Here is an 18674-nt window from a genome sequence, read left to right on the forward strand (position 1 = left end):
GGCAGACCGGTAAAAGCACGGTCAAGGCTCTCCGGCTCGTTCCCGCCGGTCAGCTCAACGCCTTCTCCACGGCATCGAAGATGTCGGCGTCGGTCTCCTGCTGCCAGGCGGGCAGGTCGGCCCAGTCCGCCACGTAGCCCGGCTTCGGGTCATCGAAGTGCCGGAACATCTGAGCCGTCCAGCAGACCGCCACGAACCGCCCCCGCTGCTCGCGGGACAACTGCGACGTACGCCCGTCACTGACCTCGACGAACTGCCGCACCTGCTCGTACACGGCCCCGGCCGCCTCGCGCTCCCACTGCGGAGTGTCCTCCCACGGAGTCACGTAACCGGCCTTCGGCTCACCGGGAAAGTGCCGGTGAACTCCCGCGATCCAGGCTTCCCGGAACAGTCGTGCACCTTCGATCTCGGTCTGCGACATGCCATCCCTTTCTCGTCACGGCGTACCCAGCGTGGCGATCTCCGCCCTCAGCTCCCCCACACGGTGGTCACGGCTCAAGGGTCCGAACTCGTCGCACAGGCCTCGGAGTCTACGGCCGACATACCCCGATCCCGAGGCGCGCGCCAGGCTGATCGCCTCCTTGCCGTACGCGACGACCTGCTCTGCATCGCGCCGCTTCGCCCCGATCGCCGCCAGGTCCGTCAGCACCGCACCCCGTCGGCGGTAGGACTGCCCCGGCGCCAGGGCCGTCTGCGCCAGCGCACGTTCCAGGGCCTCCTCTGCCAGGCCGAGACGGCCGAGCCGTACGTAGCGTGAGCCCCGTTCCTCGGCCAGCCTCGCGCCATCAAATCGGAGCCATCCACCATTGACGCTGTCGGCGGTGAGGTCGCGCACAGTCTCCGCGCGGTCCATCGCGCGTTCACACGCCTCCAGGTCGCCGAGAGCCGCGTACGCCTCAGCCTGGACCGAAGAAACCCAGTGACGGGTCGAAAGGTTCCGGTCGCCCCGGCCGGCCAGGCGCTCGGCCGCATCAAGCATCTGTGCGGCCTGACGGTAGCGCCGCTCGGACATGTCCACGTACGCATGCCGGACCAACGCGCATGCCCACAGGTCGTACGCCTGGGCATCCTTGCTGACCGAGGCCGCGAGCGCGTACGAAGCCGCGGCATCGGCATACCGATTCCCGTCGAACGCCACCTCACCGGCCAGCTGGAACAGATCGGCCGCCGCATTCAACAGCGGGCGAGGGCTTCCATGATGACCGGTCAAGGCATCATTGAGCGTGGCAAGTTGGTCGCGCACGACCGGATAGACGGCTTCCTTGGAACGGGACAGCTGGTAGACCTGCCACAGATGGCTGTTCATCCGGGCGAAATCGGCAGGAACGCCGCCTCGGACGCCCTCGGCTAGGGCTTCCGCCTCGTCTACGGGCAGCACGGTCAACGCACCGCTGACGGACAGTATGCGGAGGAATGCGCGGCGGATCATTTCGTCAGGGTCTCCCGCGTTCGGGGGCTCGCTGGACTGGTTACCACCGGTTTCCCGGGCTGAGCCTCGCAGTGGGCCGAGGAGGGAGTCCAGCTCCTCGAGGCTGACTTCAAGCACGGCGGCCAGGCCCCGCCGCTGGGGTGGCTGCGGGTAGACCCTGCCGTTCTCCCAGCGTCCGACCGTTGTGCGGTCCACACCGAGTAACTGAGCCAACTCTTCCTGACTGTAGCCCAGGGCCTTGCGCCGTTCCGCCAGTCCCATGCCCCCACTCCCCGCAGCGTCGGCCTCTTCGGCGACTGTGCACAGATCTGCTTCAAGAGTGCCGCACCGATGCCGTGGTTGCTCCCGACTCCAGCCGATTTCCTGGTTGTTGACCCGGACGAGTTCCGGGACAGCTGAAGGAGCCCGGCGAATGACCACGAGAGACAAGACCCCCGTGTACGAGCTCGGAGGCGACACACAGGCCGATGACCTCAGTACCCGACCGCGAGTTCTCCTGAGACTCAGAGTGTCCCGTGACTCGGGCCGGACGTGGGGGCCGGTGACGGAAGTACGGGAGGACGACAATCTGCCGCTTCTGGACAACCCCTGTGCTCTCCCGCCCTGCGCATGCCCGCTCTGCACGGGGTGCGGCTCGAACACCGAAGGCTCTCTGCAGGAGGTGCCGTGATGCGGTGCACACACTGGCGCCGGGTACCACTCGCCCTGGCACAGGAAACACGGCAGAAGGCCCCGGACGGCTGCCTCGACCGCACCCTCCAGTGCCAGTTGTCCGCCCACGAGGGCGACGAGCACTACGGGCTCCTGGCCGAACTCGCCACGCACGACACCGCCCTCTGGCTCCGCTGGCGCGCGGACTACGTGAACCTGGTCGTACTACGCGACTGCCCCTTCACCGGCTCCGAACCCGACAGCCAGGGCTGCTCCCTGTTCGCCGGCCACCCCGAGCACCACACCTGGCAGGACAACCCGGAGGAGGTCCCGTGCGCCAGCTGATCGCGAGCCCGTACAACGGAACGTTCCTGATCGCCCGCCCCGGCTCCAGGGGCGGCATGCGCATCCCCAGGGCCCTGTACCGGGAGCTGGCCTCGACTGCTGAGAGCAGCAGGCCCTTACCAGCCTGGCTCCTCGACCATGCCCGTGCGGCCTGGAAGGTGGACCTGGCGGGCTCGGTGATGCGGGATGCCGTCGTCGTACGGCCGGAGACCGGGCTCGGTTACGGCCGGGCCACGTACGAGATCAACAAGGGCTGCAACTTCAACTGCGAGCACTGCTACCTCGCGGAGCGGAAGTTCGAAGGGCTGCCCTGGCCGGACAAGGTCCGGCTCCTGCACCTGCTGCGGGACGCCGGAGTGTTGTGGCTCCAGTTCACCGGCGGCGAGCCGCTGATCGACCGGGACTTCGTGGACACGTACACACTCGCCCACCGCTCCGGAATGCTGATCGAGATCCTCACCAACGGCTCCCGGCTCCACCGCCCCGAGATCATCGGCCTCCTGCGCGACCTGCCACCGCACAAGGTGACCGTCTCCCTCTACGGAGCCACCCCGGACAGCTTCGACGCGCTCACCCGCAAGCCCGGAGCGTTCAAGCTGGTCGAGAAGGGCCTCGTCGCGGCACACGCGGCTGGCATCGCGCTGGAGCTCGCACTGATCGTCACCCGGCACAACGCCCACGAGCTGGACGCGATGCGCGCTCTGGCCGACCGCTTCGGAGCCGCGCGTACGGAGTACGGGTCGATCTCCCCCACGTACACCGGCACGCCCGAACCGCTGGCCGCGCAAGCCCCTGGTTTCCTGGACAAGACCAGCATCTTCAAGGGCTGCCCCGCCGGCCACACCTTCTTCCACGTCGACCCGCACGGCCTGGCGACCATGTGCAAGGTCGGCCGCGAGAACCCCATCGACCTCCTCGCGGAGGGCCTGAACGGACTCCTCCGTCTGCCCGGCATCGCCGATGCCCAGATGCTTCGCACCGGTGGCTGCGGCGGCTGTCAGCTCTCCGGCACCTGCCGGGTCTGCCGACCGCTCGCCAAGGCCTACCAGGAAGCGGAGGCACCACTGAACACCTACTGCCAACACGGAAGCGAGGAAGCGCCATGACCACTGTCACGGTCGAGGTCAGCCCCCGGCCACCGGCCCCGGAGGAGCCCGAGGGAGTGATCCTCCTGGACGACCTGGAGGAGCTGTCCGAAGGGGCCGTCCCCGGCTGCAACGACGACAACCCCTACCGGTAGACAACCGGCCCCGCACAGAACCACGGGGGCTTCGGGACGTTCTTCCACCCGAAGCCCCCACCACTGCCCTCATGGAAAAGTGAAGCCCCATGGCGACCACCCGCATCGGCCTCGACGACCTGCCGCCCGCCGCCCGCGCCGCCGTCGAAGAACACACCGGCCCTCTCCTCACGGTCACGGAGACCACCGAGGGCTTCAACAGCGAGATCGCGGCCCGCGTCACCTCCGCCACGGGCACCTGGCACATCAAGGGCCTGCGCACCGACCACCCCCGCGCCTGGACCCAGCACAGGGAAGCCGCCATCGCCCCCTTCCTGAGCGGCCTCGCCCCCGCCCTCCACTGGCGCGTCGAAACCGCAGGCTGGGACCTCCTCGGCTTCGAAGCCCTCAACGGCCACCACGCCGACTACGCCCCCGGCTCCCCCGACCTCCCCGAAGTCGCCGCCCTCCTAAGCCGCCTCGGCACCACCCCCTGCCCCACCATCGAACTGCGCCGAGCCGAACAGCGCCTGGAGCGCTACGTCACCCACCCCGACGACCTCCGCTTCTTCGCCGGGACGCACCTCCTCCACACCGACCTGAGCAACACCAACGTCCTCATCGACGACCACGGCTCCCAGGGCGACCGGGCCCGCCTGGTCGACTGGGCCTGGGCCACCCGCGGAGCCCCCTGGCTCGACGCCGGCTACTGGACCATCTGGCTCATCGCCGCCGGACACACCCCCACGTCCGCCGAACAACGGGCCGCCGAGATCCCCGGCTGGCACACCGCCCCCACCCAAGGCATCACCGCCTTCGCCACCGCCAACCACAACCTCTGGCACGAGATCAGCACCACCGATCCCGACCCCGACCCGTGGACTCTGCGCCTCGCAACGGCCGCCACCGCCTGGCACACACACCGCAAGGGCACGTGAACTGCACCGCCGCATCCGCAGTGCACCACGATGACGAACGGCAGCACACATCGGCGGAGTCGGTGGCCTGAGCAGGAGGGCCGTCCATCCTGCGGGGCCTCGAAGGGCCCGGCACCGTCATCTTCGACGACATGCGCACACCGCCCGGCCTCCTCGGCCAGCAGTGACCGTCCCGCGCCTCCGCCCCCTCACCCCACCCGCTGCGACCCCAGCATCGTCAGGGCCAGCTCCGTCAGTTCGCGTGAGACGTCTTCCGGGCGGGCGCGGCGGCAGCGGCGGGTGTGGTGGGCCATCAGTTCGTGGACCGTGCCGACCATGACCATGACGTCGACCCGGTGGTCCCGGTCCTCCGCCTCGCCCCGCTCCACCGCCCGCTCGGCCTCCCCCGTGAGGAACTCCGTCCACAGCGCCCGCCAGAGCTTGCAGTGCTCGTCCACCACCGCGCTGACGCCCAGCACCTCGACGAAGGTCACCCTCGCCTCGCGCGGGTCCCGGGTGACGGACTCCACGTACGCGTCGAAGAGGCGCCGGACCCGTTCCGCGATCGCGCACTCGTCGATCCCCTCGGAGAGCAGGGCGGCCTCCGCGGCCCGCAGGCCGATGGTGGTGACCCGGTTGTGCAGAGCGATGAGGAGCCCTTCCCGTGTCCCGTACTCCAGCCGGAGCACCTCGGGCGTGACCCCGGCCGCCTCGCACAGGTCCGCCTCGGAGGTCTCCCGGTAGCCGACGACCCCGTACAGCTCCCGTGCGGCGTCCAGCAGTTGTTCCCTCGCCTGGGTACGGGCCTGGTCACCGGGCCCCGTCCGCTGAACCGCCCAGCCATCAGCCACCGGTCCTCCTTCAGCGCAAGGTGCGGGAGAGGGCCTCGGCACCTCTGCACGAACCGCCGCCCCATTGTGCGCGTCCGGAGGGCCGCCGGAGGGCCACGCCACACCCGTACGGGCGAATGCCCGCACGCGGAAACGCTTCTTCTCGGCGCGTCGATCGGCGCGTCGCTCGGTGCGTAGCTCGGTGCGTCGGGAGTCGGGGTGGCCGCAGCGGGCGCACTCCCCGCGGCCACCCCAGTTGAACGCGTTCAAACGGCTCTGGCACGATGGCCCCGTCGGCGTGCGCTGGGGGGATGTAACGGTGGAGAAGAAGCGGCTCTACGGGTTGTCACTGCTGCTCTCGATATGGGTGCTGTTCCTGGAGGCGGCGCTCGCGTACGTCGTGTCCGACGTGTACGCCAGCACACAGGAGTCGCCCAACTACGGTGGCGGCTCAGCGCTGTTCATCCTGTTCCTGCCGGTCCTCGCCGTACTCGGGACCTTTGTCGCGGCCGGGCTGTCCGTGGCCTTCGTCCTGCCCACGGCTTGGCTGAGCGATGTGCTGGGACGCCGGTTCGGCGGGCGCGAGGCGTGGTGGTGGGTGCCTCCGGTGGCGGCAGCCGTCTCCCTCGTCCTCGTCGGCGTCACCGTGGCCGTGCGCGGCGGCGGAGAGCCGGGGGACATCGCCCTGCGGTGGCTGCTGACCACGGCCGCGCTCACCGTTCCGGCCCTGATCTGGCGGTCGCCCCGGGAACGGATCTTCGGCCGGGTGACGCTGTGGGGCCTGGGCACCGTGATCCTCACCGGCGTCCTCGGGAGCGTCGCCCTGTCCACGGGCCTGCTCCAGGAGTACCGCCCGCCGACGGTGACTTCGGCCGAGGTCGTCGGGCGGTGGTCCGACGGGCAGGGCGGAACACTCACCTTCGGGGCGGACGGCCAGGTCACCGCCGTCGGCATCGAGGACGACCTCCGCGACAGGCGCTTCGGGGACAGCGCGGACGAAGAGGGCCGCGAGGGCGGCGCGGACAGCAGCTGTACGGGGCAGGGCACCTGGACCTACGACGCGGGCGCGAGCAGCTGGGCTCAGGAGGTGGGTGTCACCGTCGACACGTGCGCGTTCGCCGAGTGGTCCGTCGGCGGGACGGAGAGCCGGCCCACCCTCTACCAGTACATCGGCGACCCGGACTCCTGGGATCTGTACAAGCTGACGAAGGTCTCAGGCGGCTCCTGACCAGCGGCGAACAGCGAGCGGCGAGCAGCTCAAGTGGCAAGCGGCGGAAGGCAAGCGAGTCAAGGCGGCCCATGGGGAGCCTCGGCGCTGCTCCAGCTCGGACCTCACGCCCGCTCCACCAGCGGCTCCATCAGCTCCACCCGCGCCAGCCACCCCGTCAGCAGCCGCTCCAGCTCCGCCGCCTCCTGCGGGTCCAGCGCGTCGAGCAGGTTCCGCTCGTTGCGCATGTGCTCGGTGAACGCCCGGTCGATCAGGGACCGGCCCGCCGGGGTGAGCGCCACCACCCGGCCCCGGCCGTCCGCCGCCGAGCGGCGGCGGGTCACCAGGCCGGCGCGCTGGAGGCGGTCGATCCGCTTGGTCATCGCGCCCGTGGTGACCATCGTGTGCGCGGCCAGCGCGCCCGGCGCGCGCTCGAAGGGCTCCCCGGCCCGGCGCAGCGCGGCCAGCACGTCGAACTCGCCCTCGGACAGGCCGTGGGCCGCGTAGACCACGTCGAGGCGGGCCGTCAGAAGGCGGCCCAGGCGGTGCAGGCGGCCGATGACCGCCTGCGGGGACACGTCCACGTCCGGACGCTCCCGCGCCCACTCGGCCTGGATACGGGCCACATGGTCGAGGGCTCCGCGCTCCACCGCGACCCCGTCCCGGCCCGTACGCTCCTCCACCCCCATCTCCGCCTCGTCCGAGCCCTCCGGAGCGATGTTCCCAACATTACCTTCCATGGAAGGCATAATAGCTTCCATGGAAGGTAACCTGAAATGGTCGCTGGTCACGGCGGTGGCCCCCGTGGCCTGGGGCACGACCTACTTCGTCACGCGCGAGTATCTGCCCGAGAGCCACCCGCTGTACGGCGCCGCCTTCCGCGCGGTCCCCGCCGGGCTGCTGCTCCTGGCTCTCTGCCGGAAGCTGCCGCACGGCGACTGGTGGTGGAAGTCCCTCGTGCTCGGCGCGCTGAACATGAGCGGCTTCTTCGCCCTCGTCTACGTGGCGGCTCAGCGCCTCCCGACCAGCCTGGCGTCGATCATCATGGCCCTCGCGCCGCTGTTCATGATGATGCTGGCCTGGCCGCTGGTCGGTGAGCGGCCGGGCTGGAAGCCTCTCGCCGGGGCCCTGACCGGCGTCGGCGGCGTCTGCCTGATGGTGTTCACCGCCGCCGGGTCGGTGGACGCCATCGGCGTGCTCGCCTCCGTCGGGGCCATGGCGATGTCCTCGTACGGGTACGTCCTGGCCAAGCGGTGGAGCGGCGGGGTGGACGTACTCGCCGCCACCAGTTGGCAGTTGCTCGGCGGCGGGCTGCTGCTCGTGCCGTGCGCGGCCCTCGTGGAGGGCGCACCGCCCGCACTCGACGGTCCCGCGCTCCTCGGGTTCGGCTACCTCGCCGTGGTCGCCACGGGCATCGCGTTCGCCGCCTGGTTCCTCGGGCTGAAGCACCTGCCGGCGGGGACGGTCGGACTGCTGGGGCTGCTCAACCCGGTGACGGGCGTGCTGCTGGGGCTCCTGCTGGCCGGCGAGAGCCTCTCAAGCCGGCAGGTCCTCGGCCTCGTCCTCACCCTGTGCGGAGTGGTCCTCGGCCAGCGCGCCGTCCGGACGCCCGCACCACCACCCGAGGCCCCGGAACCCTCCGAGCCCACCACGGCCGCCGACCACCCCTCCCGCATCAACCGCTCGCCGTGAACTCCCCCATCCCGTCCACCACGCTCACCCCTTCACCGCGAACTGGCCTACAAATGAAGCCACTTCACCCCTTCACCGTGAACTCCGACCGCAAGAGGGCGTCGTCCCGTGACGACGGCCCCACCAGCAGTTCGAAGCGGCCCGGCTCCACCACGCGCCGCCCCTGCGCGTCCACCAACGTGCAGTCGGAGACCGGGATTTCGATCACCACCTGGCGCGATTCGCCCGGAGCCAGCGCCACCTGCTCGTACGCCTTCAGCTCTTTCTCCGCCCAGGTCACCGACGTCACCGTGTCGCTCACGTACACCTGGAGGGTCTCCAACGCGGGCCTGGCACCGGAGTTGGTGAGCGTGACCCGCGCTCGTACCGTCTCCGTCGGCTCGACGACCGCCGTCAGCAGCTCCAGGCCGGTGTACGTGACCGTCGTGTAGCTCAGGCCCTCGCCGAACGCGAACGCCGGGCTCTGCGTGAGGTCCGCGTACCGCGTGCCGTGCTGGCCGCGCACCTGGTTGTAGTACGTCGGCTGCTGCCCGGCGTGCCGGGCGAAGGAGAGCGGGAGGCGGCCGGTCGGTTCGATCAGGCCGAGGAGCAGCTCCGCCACCGCCGTACCGCCGAGCATCCCGGGGTTGGCCGCGTACACGATCGCCGCCGCACCGAGCGCGGACGGCGGCAGCACCAGCGGCTTGGAGCTGATGACCACGACGACCAGCGGCTTGCCCGTCGCCGCCAGCGCGTCGAGCAACGCGACCTGGTCACCGACGAGTTCGAGCGTCGCCGTCGACTTGCCCTCGCCGATCAGCTCGATCCGGTCGCCGACGACGGCGACCACGTGGTCGGCGGCCTCGGCTGCGGCGACCGCATCCCCGATCAGCGCCGGGTCGGGTACGGCCGGGACGACGACCTCGGGGCGCGGCTGCCCGTCCGGGAAGAACGCGCCCTCCGGGTCCGGCCCGACGTCCAGGATGCGGGCGCCGGGCGCGTACGCCACGGTCCAGTCGGCGGGCACCTTGTCGCGGAAGCCGTCGAGCACGGTACGGATCATGGCGCGCGGCTGCCCGTCCGGCAGCCAGTCCGCCTGCCCCGAGGAGCCCGCCCAGTCGCCCAACTGGGTCTGTGCGTCATCGGCGTTGGGCCCGACGACGGCGACCGTACGGGGCCCGGGGCCCGTGGCCCGCCCGTCCCCGGCCCCCTCCAGGCCGCCCGCCAGCGGCAGCGTGCCGTCGTTGGTCAGGAGGACGAGCGAGCGGCGGGCCGCCTCCAGGTTGAGGACCGCGTGCTCGGCGCCGCCGATGAACGCGGCCTGGCGGGCGGGGTCGGGGTGGCGGGGGTTCTCGAAGAGGCCGAGTTCGAACTTGAGCGTCAGGATGCGGCGTACGGCGGCGTCGATCTCCGCCTCCGTGAGCGTTCCCTCCGCCACCGCCTCCTGGGCGCCCTCGAAGAACTTCGACGTCGTCATCACCATGTCGTTGCCCGCGCGGACCGCCGCCGCCGACGCCTGCGCGTAATCGGCGTAGATCTTCTGCTCCCACACCATGCGGCCGACGTTGTCCCAGTCGGTGACCAGCGTGCCGGTGTAGCCCCACTCGCCGCGCAGCACCTCGCCGAGCAGCCAGTCGTTGACGGTGATCGGCACGCCGTCCATGGACTGGTAGCCGAGCATGAACGTCCGGCAGCCCTCCTTGGCGACCCGCTCGAACGGCGGCAGGAACCACGAGCGCAGCTTGCGCCGCGAGATGTCGGCCTCGCTGGCGTCGCGCCCGCCCTGGGTCTCGGAGTACCCGGCGAAGTGCTTGGCGCAGGCCAGGATCGCGGTCGGGTCGCTGAGCCCGTCGCCCTGGTAGCCGCGCACCATCGCGGAGGCCAACTCGCCGATGAGGTACGGGTCTTCGCCGAACGTCTCGCTCACCCGGCCCCACCGCAGGTCCCGCGTGATGCAGAGGACCGGCGAGAACGTCCAGTGCACGCCGGTCGCCGCGACCTCCACCGCCGTGGCCCGCGCGATCCGCTCCACCAGCTCCGTGTCCCAGGTGGCCGCCATGCCGAGTTGCGTCGGATAGATCGTGGCGCCCTCCCAGAAGGAGTGGCCGTGGATGCAGTCCTCCGCGACGAGCAGCGGAATCCGCAGCCGGGTCTTCGCGGTGAGGGCCGCGGCCTCCAGCACCCGCTCGGGCGAGGCGTGCAGGATCGATCCCGCGTGCAGGTCCTCCACGAGATGCCGCACGCCCTCCTTGGCGTTGAGCTGGAGCATCTGGCCGACCTTCTCGGGCAGCGTCATGCGGCCCAGGAGGTCGGCGACCCGGTCCGCGACGGGAAGCGCGGGGTCGAGGTACGGCGGCAGGAGGCCCACAGGAGTTCCTTTCACGACGGCACTCCGCAGTACCGTACGCTCAATACCGACCGCTTGGTAAGTATTGGAAAGATACGTCTTCACCCCTGTGAGAATCTGAGCCGGAGCACCGGAGCCACGCGGAGCGGGGTCGGCGGCAGCGCGGGGGCGGGAACGGCGGGAACGAGAGAGGCGTTGCGATGACAGCGGGTGAATGCGCGTGACCCCGGGAACGCGGCGCGGCTACGCCAAGGGCCGGGCCAAACGGATCGAGATCCTCGACCAGGCGATGACCCTGTTCGGCGAGGCCGGGTACAGGGGCGCCTCGCTCCGCGTCATCGCCACCCGCTGCGGCATCTCCCACCCGGGCCTGCTGCACCACTTCCCGACGAAGGAGGCCCTGCTCCTCGCGGTGCTCCAGCGCCGCGACGACGTGGACGACGAGTGGCTGGCGCTCGGCGTGACCCGGGGCGTGGACCATCTGCGCCGGCTGGTGGACCTCGCGGAGCTGAACGCGAAACGGCGCGGGATCGTCGAGCTGTTCTCGGTGGTCGCGGCGGAGGCCACCTCCCCGGACCACCCGGCCCACGCGTACTTCGAGGCCCGCTACCGTACGTCGGTCGCCAACACCGAACTGGCCTACCGCCAGGCCCGGGAGGCGGGCGAACTGCGCGACGACATCGAGCCGGCCGCCGCCGCACAGCAGTTGATCGCCCTGATGGACGGCCTCCAGATCCAGTGGCTGATCAGCGACTGCGCGACGGACATGGCGGGTGTCCTGCGGGCCCATGTGCAGGCACAGTTGACCGTACGGTTCTGAGTCCGGGCCGGCGCGCCACGCGCCGGGGCCCGCACGCGGGAGTCTCGCCCGTCACAGCCTCTTCAGCGTCCACGGCCCCCAGGTGGAGACGCAGAGGAAGCCCTTGCCCGGCACGGCGACCACACCTCGGACGGCGTGCTCCGCACTGATCTCCCGGGCGGTTCCCCCGGTCACCGAGGTGAAGCGCAGCCGACCGCTCTCGAAGCGGCCTTCCCACACGAACGAGCAGCGTGCGGGGCCGTCGAAGAACACCACGTCGTCGTTCCGGCCGGACAGGGTGTCCTTCAGTACGGAGAGCTCAGCCACATCGAGGGTGCGCAGCTTCCAGCGGGCGAATCCCGAACCGGTGTTGTTCCCCGGGCTGACCCGGCTGACCTCCACACGGTTGTAGCCGCCGGGCAGCATCGCCCTGCGGGCCCTGGGCCCGGGCGTGTCCGTGATCTCCTCGCCGTACGACTTGTGCGCGCTCGATCTCCGCATCGCCCGCAGCCTGAACGTCGTGGTCAGGCCGCCCTTGAACTCCAGCACGACCGGTCCCGCGGCCCGGAGGGAACTCGGTATCTCGACCTCCCGCCCGCGCCACCCGCTCGCCCGGAACCGCCCTTCGTCAGCCATGGGTCCCCCTCCACCCCCGAGCCCCCGCCCGTGGTCCCGCCCTCATCCAACCAGGCCCTCGGCCGGGCCCCGGCGCCGCGCCCCGGCGGCCGTTCAGGGGCTCAGAGGCTCAGGGGCTCACCCGCGCAACGCCCCGCCGGTCCGCGAGCCAGGCCATGCCCAGGCAGTACAGCGGCGCGAAAACGAACTCCAGGACCATGGCCTGCCAGGGCGCGTCGGCGGCCGTCTCGGTGGAGGCGAGTTCGCCGAAGCCGGCCGCGAGGCCGAAGGCGAGGAGGTTGTTGGCGACGTGCAGGGTGATGACCGCCTCCAGCCCCCCGGTCCGGATCACCAGCCAGCCCCACCACATCGCGGAGTAGAAGAGCAGGATGAACCCGGTGAGTTCGCCGAACCCGTGGGCCAGGGCGAAGAGGAGCGAGGCGAGGACGACGGCGGGCCACGGCGACCGCACGGCCCGCCCGATCACCTGGACGAGCCAGCCCCGGAAGACGTACTCCTCGGCCGCCGCCTGGAACGGCACCAGCGCGGCCAGTACCGCCAGGCTCACCAGAAAAGCGGTCCAGCCGGGAAAGCCGTCGCCGGCCGGCTCGGCCGACTCCTCGCCCCAGGTCCAGGCGAACATCACGCCGAACTGGACGATGATCAGCGGAACGGCCACGGCGGCGCAGAGCCCGAGCCACTTCCACCGCAGCCGTCCGAGGACCGAGGAGACGGTCCCGGCCGGCCGCCTGCCCAGGTAGCGGGCGCCCCACAGGACGACCGGTATCCCGATGGCGATGCCGGCGAGCTGGAGGGCCGTGTCGGCGACGGGGTCCGCGAAGAACATGTCGCTCTCCGCCGACGCCGGCCCCGCGTCCAGCACCTCCGCGACGACGAGCCCGATCACCGAGACGACCAGGATGCCGACCACGACCAGCAGCACGACGAGCGACAGCTCCCCGAGCCACCCGAACCTGCCGCCCTGCCCGTTACGCCCCTGCTGGTCGTAGCGCGACCCGGCCTCGGCCCGTACGGGCCTGGCCGGCGGTACGGCACCGGGCGGCGGACCGAACCCGGGCGGCGGCCCCTGCCAGCCCTGCTGCCAGGCGGGCCCGGGGCCCTGCGGCCAGGCAGGTCCGGGGCCCTGCTGCCAAGCGGGCCCTGTCGGCTGCTGCCCATCGGGCCCGCCGGGCGACTGCCAGGCGGCGGCACTCGGCTGCGGCCAGGCGGATCCAGGGCCCTGCGGCCAGGCGGCCCCTTCGGCGGAGGACGGACCGGACGAGGGCGAGGTCGAGGACGAGGGCGGGTCCCAGGGCGAAGGCGGTGGTATGTCAGGTTTCACACCGGAGATCTTGCTGGCGCCCGGCACCCGAGGTCAATGCGGCACGAAACAGGCCGGTACACCTCACTTCCGCCAGAACAAGTGGTGCGTCACCCCGCTCGAGCTGGGCACGGCCTCCAGGTGGAACCGGTCGAGCAGCTCGTCCGGCGACTCCCAGAGCCGCAGCCCGGACCCGAGCTTCACCGGCGCGACCACCACGTGCAACGCGTCGACGAGGTCGGCGTCGAGGAACTCCCGGATGGTGGTGACCCCGCCGCCGAGCCGCACGTCCTTGCCCTGAGCCGCCTCCCGCGCCTGCGCGAGGACGTCGGCCGGGTCGCCGCCGACGAAGTGGAACGTGGTGTCGGAGAGCGTGAACGACGGGCGCTCGTGGTGGGTCAAGACGAACACCGGCGTACGGAACGGAGGCTCATCGCCCCACCAGCCGCGCCACGCGTCATCGGGCCAGGGCCCGCGCTGGGGCCCGAACTTGTTCCGGCCCATGATCTCGGCGCCGATGTTGCGGTCGAAGTCCCGGGTGAAGTAGTCGTCGAGCCCACGGCTGCCCCCGGGGTCCGTACGCATCGGCCAGCTCGCCGTGGCACCGGCCCAGGAGAACATCTGCCCGGGGTCGACATGCCCGAAGGGCCGCTCCAGGGTCTGGTCCTCACCGGCCGCGATGCCGTCACTGGAGACGGTGAAATTCTGGACTCTCAACAGTTGAGCCATGGGTTCCTCCTGCGTGGTCGACGACGACACCCGTAGTGAACGCCGCATCGGGGAGCGGGTTAGCGGTGACACGCACGCGAGTGGGTTCTCCTGTCGCGGCCAGCCGCAGAAGCCTTCCTGGCGTCGATGCTGCCAGCCGCCACTGACAACGAGCCCGTCACCGTGCCGCGCCGGTGCCGGGCCGGACCTCATCCGAGCTGAGCCTCGTGGAGCCCCAGACCGTGCGCCCGGCCGACTTCGAAGACGGTCAACCAGCTCCGCACATCGCCCCTGTACGGAGGCAGTCGCTGTACGCAGCCTCAGTCCGCCCCCTCCACCCGGCCCACCTGGCTGCATATCCTGGCGGGTATGACTGCCCAGCACCCCGAGCCCTCACTGCGCCCCGCCCTGCCAGGAGCCCTGTCAGGAGACCTCCGGGCCTCCCACGACGACCGGGAGGCGGTGGTGGAGCAGCTGCGTGATGCGGCGGCCGAGGGGCGCATCGATCTCGACGAGCTGGACGCACGGCTGGAGCAGGCGCTGACGTCCAAGACCCACAACGAGCTGGCCGTCCTGACCGCCGACCTGCCGAAGCCGCCTTCCCCCGCGAGCCAGTCGCCGCTGGTGGTCACGGGGGGCACGTTCGGTGCTTCTCGGGGCCCCGAGCGCTGGGAGGTTCCCGGGCACGTGATCGCTCGTGGAGGCGTGGGGGGCGTGAAGCTCGACTTCACCCGCGTCGAGTGCCGGCTCACGGAGATCGCGGTGGAGGCCTACGGGGAGGTATCCGGCGTCACGATCGTCATCCCCGACGCCTGGGCTGTGGACACCGACGGAATGGACCCCGGTTACGGCGGCCTCAAGGACAAGACGACGCCCGACCGGCTGCCACGAACTCCGCTGATCCGGCTCACCGGTTCCGGCGGCGCCGGAGGTGTGGTCATCCGCCACCCCAACCAACGAGAACGACGCAAGCTCCGCGGCAACCCGGCGTAGGCCTGGAGTGCGTCTTGGGCGGGCCTCCCCCGCTCGAACGCGGTGGAGAGCTCGGAGCAGGAACTACCGGATCATTTCGCCAGGCGAGAGTCCACCAGAATTGGTCTGTACCTGTCGGGGCAAGAGAACGACATGAGCGATGACATCACCTCCATCACCGTCGAACTGCATGGCGGACCACTGGATGGCCAAGCCACGACCGTGACCCTCACGGATGAGGATCCCTGGGTCGCGCTTCCCAACGACGGTTGCACTTTCCCGGGCGGCAGCAGCCTCTACGCTCCCGACCCCGGCGGCCGCTGGGTCTGGCAGGACGACCAGCCGGCTGACGCCCCGTGACCGCATTCCGCTGACCACAGAAGCTGACCACGGAAGAGGGAGCGGAGCGATGGGGAACGCCAGCCCTCAAAGGAGGACGCCATGGACCGCGTCCGTATGACAGGTGCGTGGCTGGCCGATCTCACAGCGGCTCTGCTGTGCAGGGAAGAGGAGGTGCTCCTGGGAGTTCTCCAGCGACCCGACTATCCGGCGCTCGTGTCGTGTCCGGTCTGCGACGAGCCGCCGGAGAGCGTCGTGTCGCGTGTCGAAGACCCGGGCATCGACGGACACCCGGCGGTCGTCGTGGACTTCAAGCCCTGCCGACACGGGGTGTGGGTGCCCGCCGACGCATCGCGAGCGGCCTGATTCCTGGACGCCACGCTGTACGGTCCGAAGGTGCGGACCGGGCGCCCGTCCGGTGCGGCCTACGGGAGAACGATGTTCCGGCCGGGGCCGCCTTCGGCCTTGTCCTTCCCGGGGCCGCCGACGAGCAGGTCGTTGCCGCCCTCGCCGTGCAGCATGTCGTCGCCGAAGCCGCCGAGGAGGACGTCGTTGCCGTCTCCACCCATGACGTGGTCGTCGCCCGGGCCCGCGTACACGAGGTCCCGGCCACCGTAGCCCTCGATCATGTCCGCGCCCCGGCCGCCGTACATCCGCTGGTCGCCGTCGTCGCCCATCAGGTGGTCCATGCCGTCGCCGCCGTCCAGGACGACGCGCCCCATGACCATGTCGTCGCCCTCGTCACCCCGGACCGTGTGGGCGGTGTGTGCGTGCAGGGTGTCATCGCCGGGGCCACCGCTGACGGTGGCCACGGCCAGGTCACTGGTGGCGATCTCGTCGTCGCCGTCGCCGAGAAAGACGTCGATCCGGTCCGGCAGGGCACTGTCGGTGGGCAGTTCGCAGACGACGTACGTCTCGACCCCCGGCTCCAGGTACGTGCAGTGGTCGCCCGGCTGGAGCGGCACGGCGTCGCGGAAGCCGATGCGCCGCACCCCGTCGCCCCGGTCCATCGGGACCACGTGGAGGTCGTTGGCCTGCCCCGGGGCGGCGGTGAAGGTGATCGACTGCTTCGCCCAGTCGGCGCCGACGCGGGCCTTGGCCGCCGTGGCGGCAGAAGCCCCGACGGCCGGGGACGCGGCAAGGCCGGTGGCGAGCAGAGCCATGACGGCTGCACGGGCGGTGACTCGGTGGTGGTGCACGGAACCTCATCTCGGTGGAGCGGCCGGAGGATTCGGCTGGCATCGCGCTGGACTGCGTACGAGCGTCAGTCCTCCGTGGTCACTTGGGTGCGGGCCGAGTGCCGGCCCGGAGCCCGGAGCGGACGGTGCGGCATCCGCCCCGGGCATCGGCCATGGACTCGGCCGGATCTGTTTCTCTCTCTGGTTCTGCCTCCCGCCGACGGAGCCGGGGCGGCGCCGCCGTGATCGAGTGTCAGCTCACGTTCACGTCCACGCAGGCGTAGAAGGCGTTCGCGGTGTCGGCGATGTTCCAGACGGCCAGCACCTTCTGCTTGCCGGTCAGGGTGCCGAAGTTCACCTGGTGGGTGACGGTCTCGCCCGGACGGGCACCACCGTCGTTGAACTCGGCGATCTTCCGGCCACCCGCGTAGTACTGCCAGGTGCTGGTCGCGTGCCGTGCCGTCAGCCGCCAGTTGAAGCTGGTCGTGCGGCTGACCGGGGTGACCTTCCAGCCTTTGTTGTCGTTGTTGAGCTCGGCGAAGGCGGCGTTCCCTCCGCTGCAGCTCGTTAAGCCCTTGGGGCCCTCGACGCTCTGCGGCTCGTACTTGATGGCACCGCAGGCGACCGTGCCGGCGGCGCACTGTGCCTGACGACTCGGGGGCGAGGATATGTACCCGTGTGCGCTCGCACCGCCGGCGGGCAGGGTCACAGCCAGGAGCGGGGCGATTCCCGCGCCGATGGCCACGGCCAGCATCTTCTTGCTCTTCATGACAACTCCTCTGTTGACACGGTTACTTGACTGAACGCAACCTGACAAGTGCATGACAGGCACGCCTGCGTGCGGCGTTCGGGACCGCAACGCATCTCCGAGGAAGCGTACTCCTCTTGGTCTAGACCAAGCCAGGGTGCGACCTCGCCCCGGCCGACGGGACCAACGTCCGGAGCGGCCGCTACGGAGCCCCCACCTCCGCATCCGCGTCCGCATCCGATACGGCTCCGCCCTCCGCGACGGCCGCGAACCGCTCCCGCCATGGCGCAGGCTCGGGAGCCGCCTCGGCCCGGGCCTGCGCATCGGCCCAGAAGGCGCGTTGCTCCTCCCGGTGACAGGGCCCGCAGGTCGTCGCCCACGGAACGCGGGGCCGGAACATGTGCTCCTCACCCGGCCCGGCGCAGGCGATCAGGGCAGGTGGCGGCGGGGACGGCTCGGGCGTAGGCGCGCTCTCGGGGGCGGCGGGGAGCTTCTCCCGGAGCCGGTGCGCCAGGAACCCTACCGCCGTCCGCACCCCCTCCACCGGCAGCCCACTGCACAGGGCCCGCCGCAAATCCGCGGCGGTGACCCCGCGCCGCAACCACTCGGCGGCGAGCCCGGCGAGCGTACGGGCCTCGCGCACGCCGAGATGCAGTTGGCGCTGCTCATGGCGGAGGGAGAGCAACACACGCTCGGCGACCGCCACTTCAGGCCCATCGGGAGGCCCATCGGAAGGCCCCTCCAACGGTCCCTCGAAGGGTTCCTCGGAAGCCTCCCTTTCCGACCCCTCCGGCCCGCCCTGCTCGTCCTGCTCGTCCGGCCCGCCCTGCTCGTCCTGCTCGTCCGGCCCGCCAACTCCCGAGCCCGCTTCGGTGGGTGGGTGGGATTCGTTCTTCCCCAGTTCTTCGTCTGCGGGTAAAAGACCACCGGCCACCGGACCACTCGGAGCACCGACCGTCGGAAAGTGCGCAGTCGGAACGGGCCCCGCGCTCACCAGCTCGTACCCATCGGCCGGAACCCCGGCCCGCAGTCGCGCGGCCTGGTCGTCCGTCAGCGGGAAGTTGGAAAAGACCTGCACGGTCCGCCACCGCCCACCGGCAACGGTCTCCCGCTTCTCATGGAGGTACCCGCTCGCCACCAACTCGGACTTGGCCCTCTGGTAGCGCCGCCCGGTGAAGTGAAGGTCTCGGGCGTGCTCACCAAGGGCCTTGTCGCGATCACCTTCGGGCAACCCCTGCACGTAGATGACCAGGATCTTCGCGTCACTACCCAGACGCGACTGACGTACAAGGCCGTTGGAGACCTTCGAATAGCCCCGAGGGGGCGGGATAACATGCGACAGCATCGCGGGTGGACCTCGATATCCACTAGTGGTGAA

General features: G+C 70.7%; 21 protein-coding genes. 10 read left to right on the plus strand and 11 right to left on the minus strand.

The window, feature by feature from the left end:
* Nucleotides 1-49: 49 nt before the first annotated feature.
* Entirely contained in the window at nucleotides 50-421 is a 372-nt protein-coding gene (locus ACIRR8_RS17990; RefSeq protein WP_404065283.1) for a hypothetical protein, read from the minus strand.
* A 15-nt stretch (nucleotides 422-436) separates the two neighbouring features.
* Complete coding sequence (locus ACIRR8_RS17995; protein ID WP_404065285.1) at nucleotides 437-1690, minus strand: helix-turn-helix transcriptional regulator; 1254 nt, start codon at nucleotides 1688-1690, stop codon at nucleotides 437-439.
* 408 nt (nucleotides 1691-2098) lie between these two features.
* Here ACIRR8_RS17995 and ACIRR8_RS18000 point away from each other — a divergent pair, with 408 nt between their 5' ends.
* The 4 genes from ACIRR8_RS18000 (at nucleotide 2099) to ACIRR8_RS18015 (ending at nucleotide 4582) form a co-directional block, all read left to right on the plus strand.
* On the plus strand, nucleotides 2099-2425 hold the full coding sequence (locus ACIRR8_RS18000) for a hypothetical protein (RefSeq protein WP_404065288.1): 327 nt from the start codon (nucleotides 2099-2101) through the stop codon (nucleotides 2423-2425).
* Nucleotides 2413-3531 (plus strand): radical SAM protein, encoded by a 1119-nt coding sequence (locus ACIRR8_RS18005; RefSeq protein ID WP_404065291.1) that lies wholly within the window; start codon nucleotides 2413-2415, stop codon nucleotides 3529-3531. The genes ACIRR8_RS18000 and ACIRR8_RS18005 overlap by 13 nt, the downstream gene beginning before the upstream one ends.
* Entirely contained in the window at nucleotides 3528-3665 is a 138-nt protein-coding gene (locus ACIRR8_RS18010) for a hypothetical protein (RefSeq protein WP_404065294.1), read from the plus strand. Before ACIRR8_RS18005 ends, ACIRR8_RS18010 begins: the two co-directional genes overlap by 4 nt.
* 89 nt (nucleotides 3666-3754) lie before the next feature.
* Nucleotides 3755-4582: an aminoglycoside phosphotransferase gene (locus ACIRR8_RS18015; RefSeq protein WP_404065297.1), complete on the plus strand. Its 828-nt coding sequence runs from the start codon at nucleotides 3755-3757 to the stop codon at nucleotides 4580-4582.
* 188 nt (nucleotides 4583-4770) lie between these two features.
* Here the strand turns inward: ACIRR8_RS18015 and ACIRR8_RS18020 are convergent, their stop codons facing one another.
* A complete protein-coding gene (locus ACIRR8_RS18020; RefSeq protein WP_404065300.1) occupies nucleotides 4771-5412 on the minus strand; it encodes a TetR/AcrR family transcriptional regulator in 642 nt (213 codons plus the stop codon).
* A gap of 298 nt (nucleotides 5413-5710) precedes the next feature.
* On the opposite strand from ACIRR8_RS18020, the gene ACIRR8_RS18025 reads away from it, so the two are divergent.
* The gene (locus tag ACIRR8_RS18025; protein ID WP_404065303.1) at nucleotides 5711-6619 is read left to right on the plus strand and encodes a hypothetical protein; all 909 of its coding nucleotides are present in this window, start codon (nucleotides 5711-5713) and stop codon (nucleotides 6617-6619) included.
* A gap of 104 nt (nucleotides 6620-6723) precedes the next feature.
* Here the strand turns inward: ACIRR8_RS18025 and ACIRR8_RS18030 are convergent, their stop codons facing one another.
* Nucleotides 6724-7224, minus strand: a complete 501-nt coding sequence (locus ACIRR8_RS18030) for a MarR family winged helix-turn-helix transcriptional regulator (RefSeq protein WP_404065537.1) — start codon at nucleotides 7222-7224, stop codon at nucleotides 6724-6726.
* A gap of 133 nt (nucleotides 7225-7357) precedes the next feature.
* Here ACIRR8_RS18030 and ACIRR8_RS18035 point away from each other — a divergent pair, with 133 nt between their 5' ends.
* Nucleotides 7358-8290: a DMT family transporter gene (locus tag ACIRR8_RS18035; protein WP_404065306.1), complete on the plus strand. Its 933-nt coding sequence runs from the start codon at nucleotides 7358-7360 to the stop codon at nucleotides 8288-8290.
* 64 nt (nucleotides 8291-8354) lie between these two features.
* Here the strand turns inward: ACIRR8_RS18035 and ACIRR8_RS18040 are convergent, their stop codons facing one another.
* On the minus strand, nucleotides 8355-10637 hold the full coding sequence (locus ACIRR8_RS18040) for a glycoside hydrolase family 3 N-terminal domain-containing protein (RefSeq protein ID WP_404065540.1): 2283 nt from the start codon (nucleotides 10635-10637) through the stop codon (nucleotides 8355-8357).
* A 199-nt stretch (nucleotides 10638-10836) separates the two neighbouring features.
* Between ACIRR8_RS18040 and ACIRR8_RS18045 the strand changes: the two genes are divergently transcribed.
* The gene (locus tag ACIRR8_RS18045) at nucleotides 10837-11436 is read left to right on the plus strand and encodes a TetR/AcrR family transcriptional regulator (protein WP_404065309.1); all 600 of its coding nucleotides are present in this window, start codon (nucleotides 10837-10839) and stop codon (nucleotides 11434-11436) included.
* A 51-nt stretch (nucleotides 11437-11487) separates the two neighbouring features.
* Here ACIRR8_RS18045 and ACIRR8_RS18050 read toward each other — a convergent pair whose 3' ends face one another.
* From ACIRR8_RS18050 to ACIRR8_RS18060, 3 genes are all read right to left on the minus strand, one after another.
* Nucleotides 11488-12051 carry a hypothetical protein gene (locus ACIRR8_RS18050; RefSeq protein WP_404065312.1) on the minus strand — a complete coding sequence of 188 codons (564 nt, stop codon included), beginning with the start codon at nucleotides 12049-12051 and terminating at the stop codon, nucleotides 11488-11490.
* Between the two features lie 109 nt (nucleotides 12052-12160).
* Nucleotides 12161-13372, minus strand: coding sequence for a type II CAAX prenyl endopeptidase Rce1 family protein (locus tag ACIRR8_RS18055; RefSeq protein ID WP_404065314.1), 1212 nt, complete (start codon nucleotides 13370-13372; stop codon nucleotides 12161-12163).
* Nucleotides 13373-13435: 63 nt separating this feature from the next.
* Complete coding sequence (locus ACIRR8_RS18060) at nucleotides 13436-14080, minus strand: dihydrofolate reductase family protein (protein ID WP_404065316.1); 645 nt, start codon at nucleotides 14078-14080, stop codon at nucleotides 13436-13438.
* 348 nt (nucleotides 14081-14428) lie between these two features.
* Here ACIRR8_RS18060 and ACIRR8_RS18065 point away from each other — a divergent pair, with 348 nt between their 5' ends.
* The 3 genes from ACIRR8_RS18065 (at nucleotide 14429) to ACIRR8_RS18075 (ending at nucleotide 15736) form a co-directional block, all read left to right on the plus strand.
* Nucleotides 14429-15052, plus strand: a complete 624-nt coding sequence (locus ACIRR8_RS18065) for a DUF1707 domain-containing protein (RefSeq protein WP_404065318.1) — start codon at nucleotides 14429-14431, stop codon at nucleotides 15050-15052.
* A gap of 132 nt (nucleotides 15053-15184) precedes the next feature.
* The gene (locus ACIRR8_RS18070) at nucleotides 15185-15391 is read left to right on the plus strand and encodes a hypothetical protein (protein WP_404065321.1); all 207 of its coding nucleotides are present in this window, start codon (nucleotides 15185-15187) and stop codon (nucleotides 15389-15391) included.
* A gap of 81 nt (nucleotides 15392-15472) precedes the next feature.
* The gene (locus ACIRR8_RS18075; protein ID WP_404065323.1) at nucleotides 15473-15736 is read left to right on the plus strand and encodes a hypothetical protein; all 264 of its coding nucleotides are present in this window, start codon (nucleotides 15473-15475) and stop codon (nucleotides 15734-15736) included.
* Between the two features lie 59 nt (nucleotides 15737-15795).
* Here ACIRR8_RS18075 and ACIRR8_RS18080 read toward each other — a convergent pair whose 3' ends face one another.
* From ACIRR8_RS18080 to ACIRR8_RS18090, 3 genes are all read right to left on the minus strand, one after another.
* Nucleotides 15796-16569: a calcium-binding protein gene (locus ACIRR8_RS18080; protein WP_404065326.1), complete on the minus strand. Its 774-nt coding sequence runs from the start codon at nucleotides 16567-16569 to the stop codon at nucleotides 15796-15798.
* Nucleotides 16570-16801: 232 nt separating this feature from the next.
* Nucleotides 16802-17317, minus strand: coding sequence for a lytic polysaccharide monooxygenase auxiliary activity family 9 protein (locus tag ACIRR8_RS18085; protein ID WP_404065328.1), 516 nt, complete (start codon nucleotides 17315-17317; stop codon nucleotides 16802-16804).
* 181 nt (nucleotides 17318-17498) lie between these two features.
* The gene (locus ACIRR8_RS18090) at nucleotides 17499-18641 is read right to left on the minus strand and encodes a hypothetical protein (protein WP_404065331.1); all 1143 of its coding nucleotides are present in this window, start codon (nucleotides 18639-18641) and stop codon (nucleotides 17499-17501) included.
* Between the last annotated feature and the right edge of the window lie 33 nt (nucleotides 18642-18674).

This window comes from Streptomyces sp. NPDC101178 (assembly GCF_044767965.1).
In the GTDB taxonomy this organism is placed as follows: domain Bacteria; phylum Actinomycetota; class Actinomycetes; order Streptomycetales; family Streptomycetaceae; genus Streptomyces.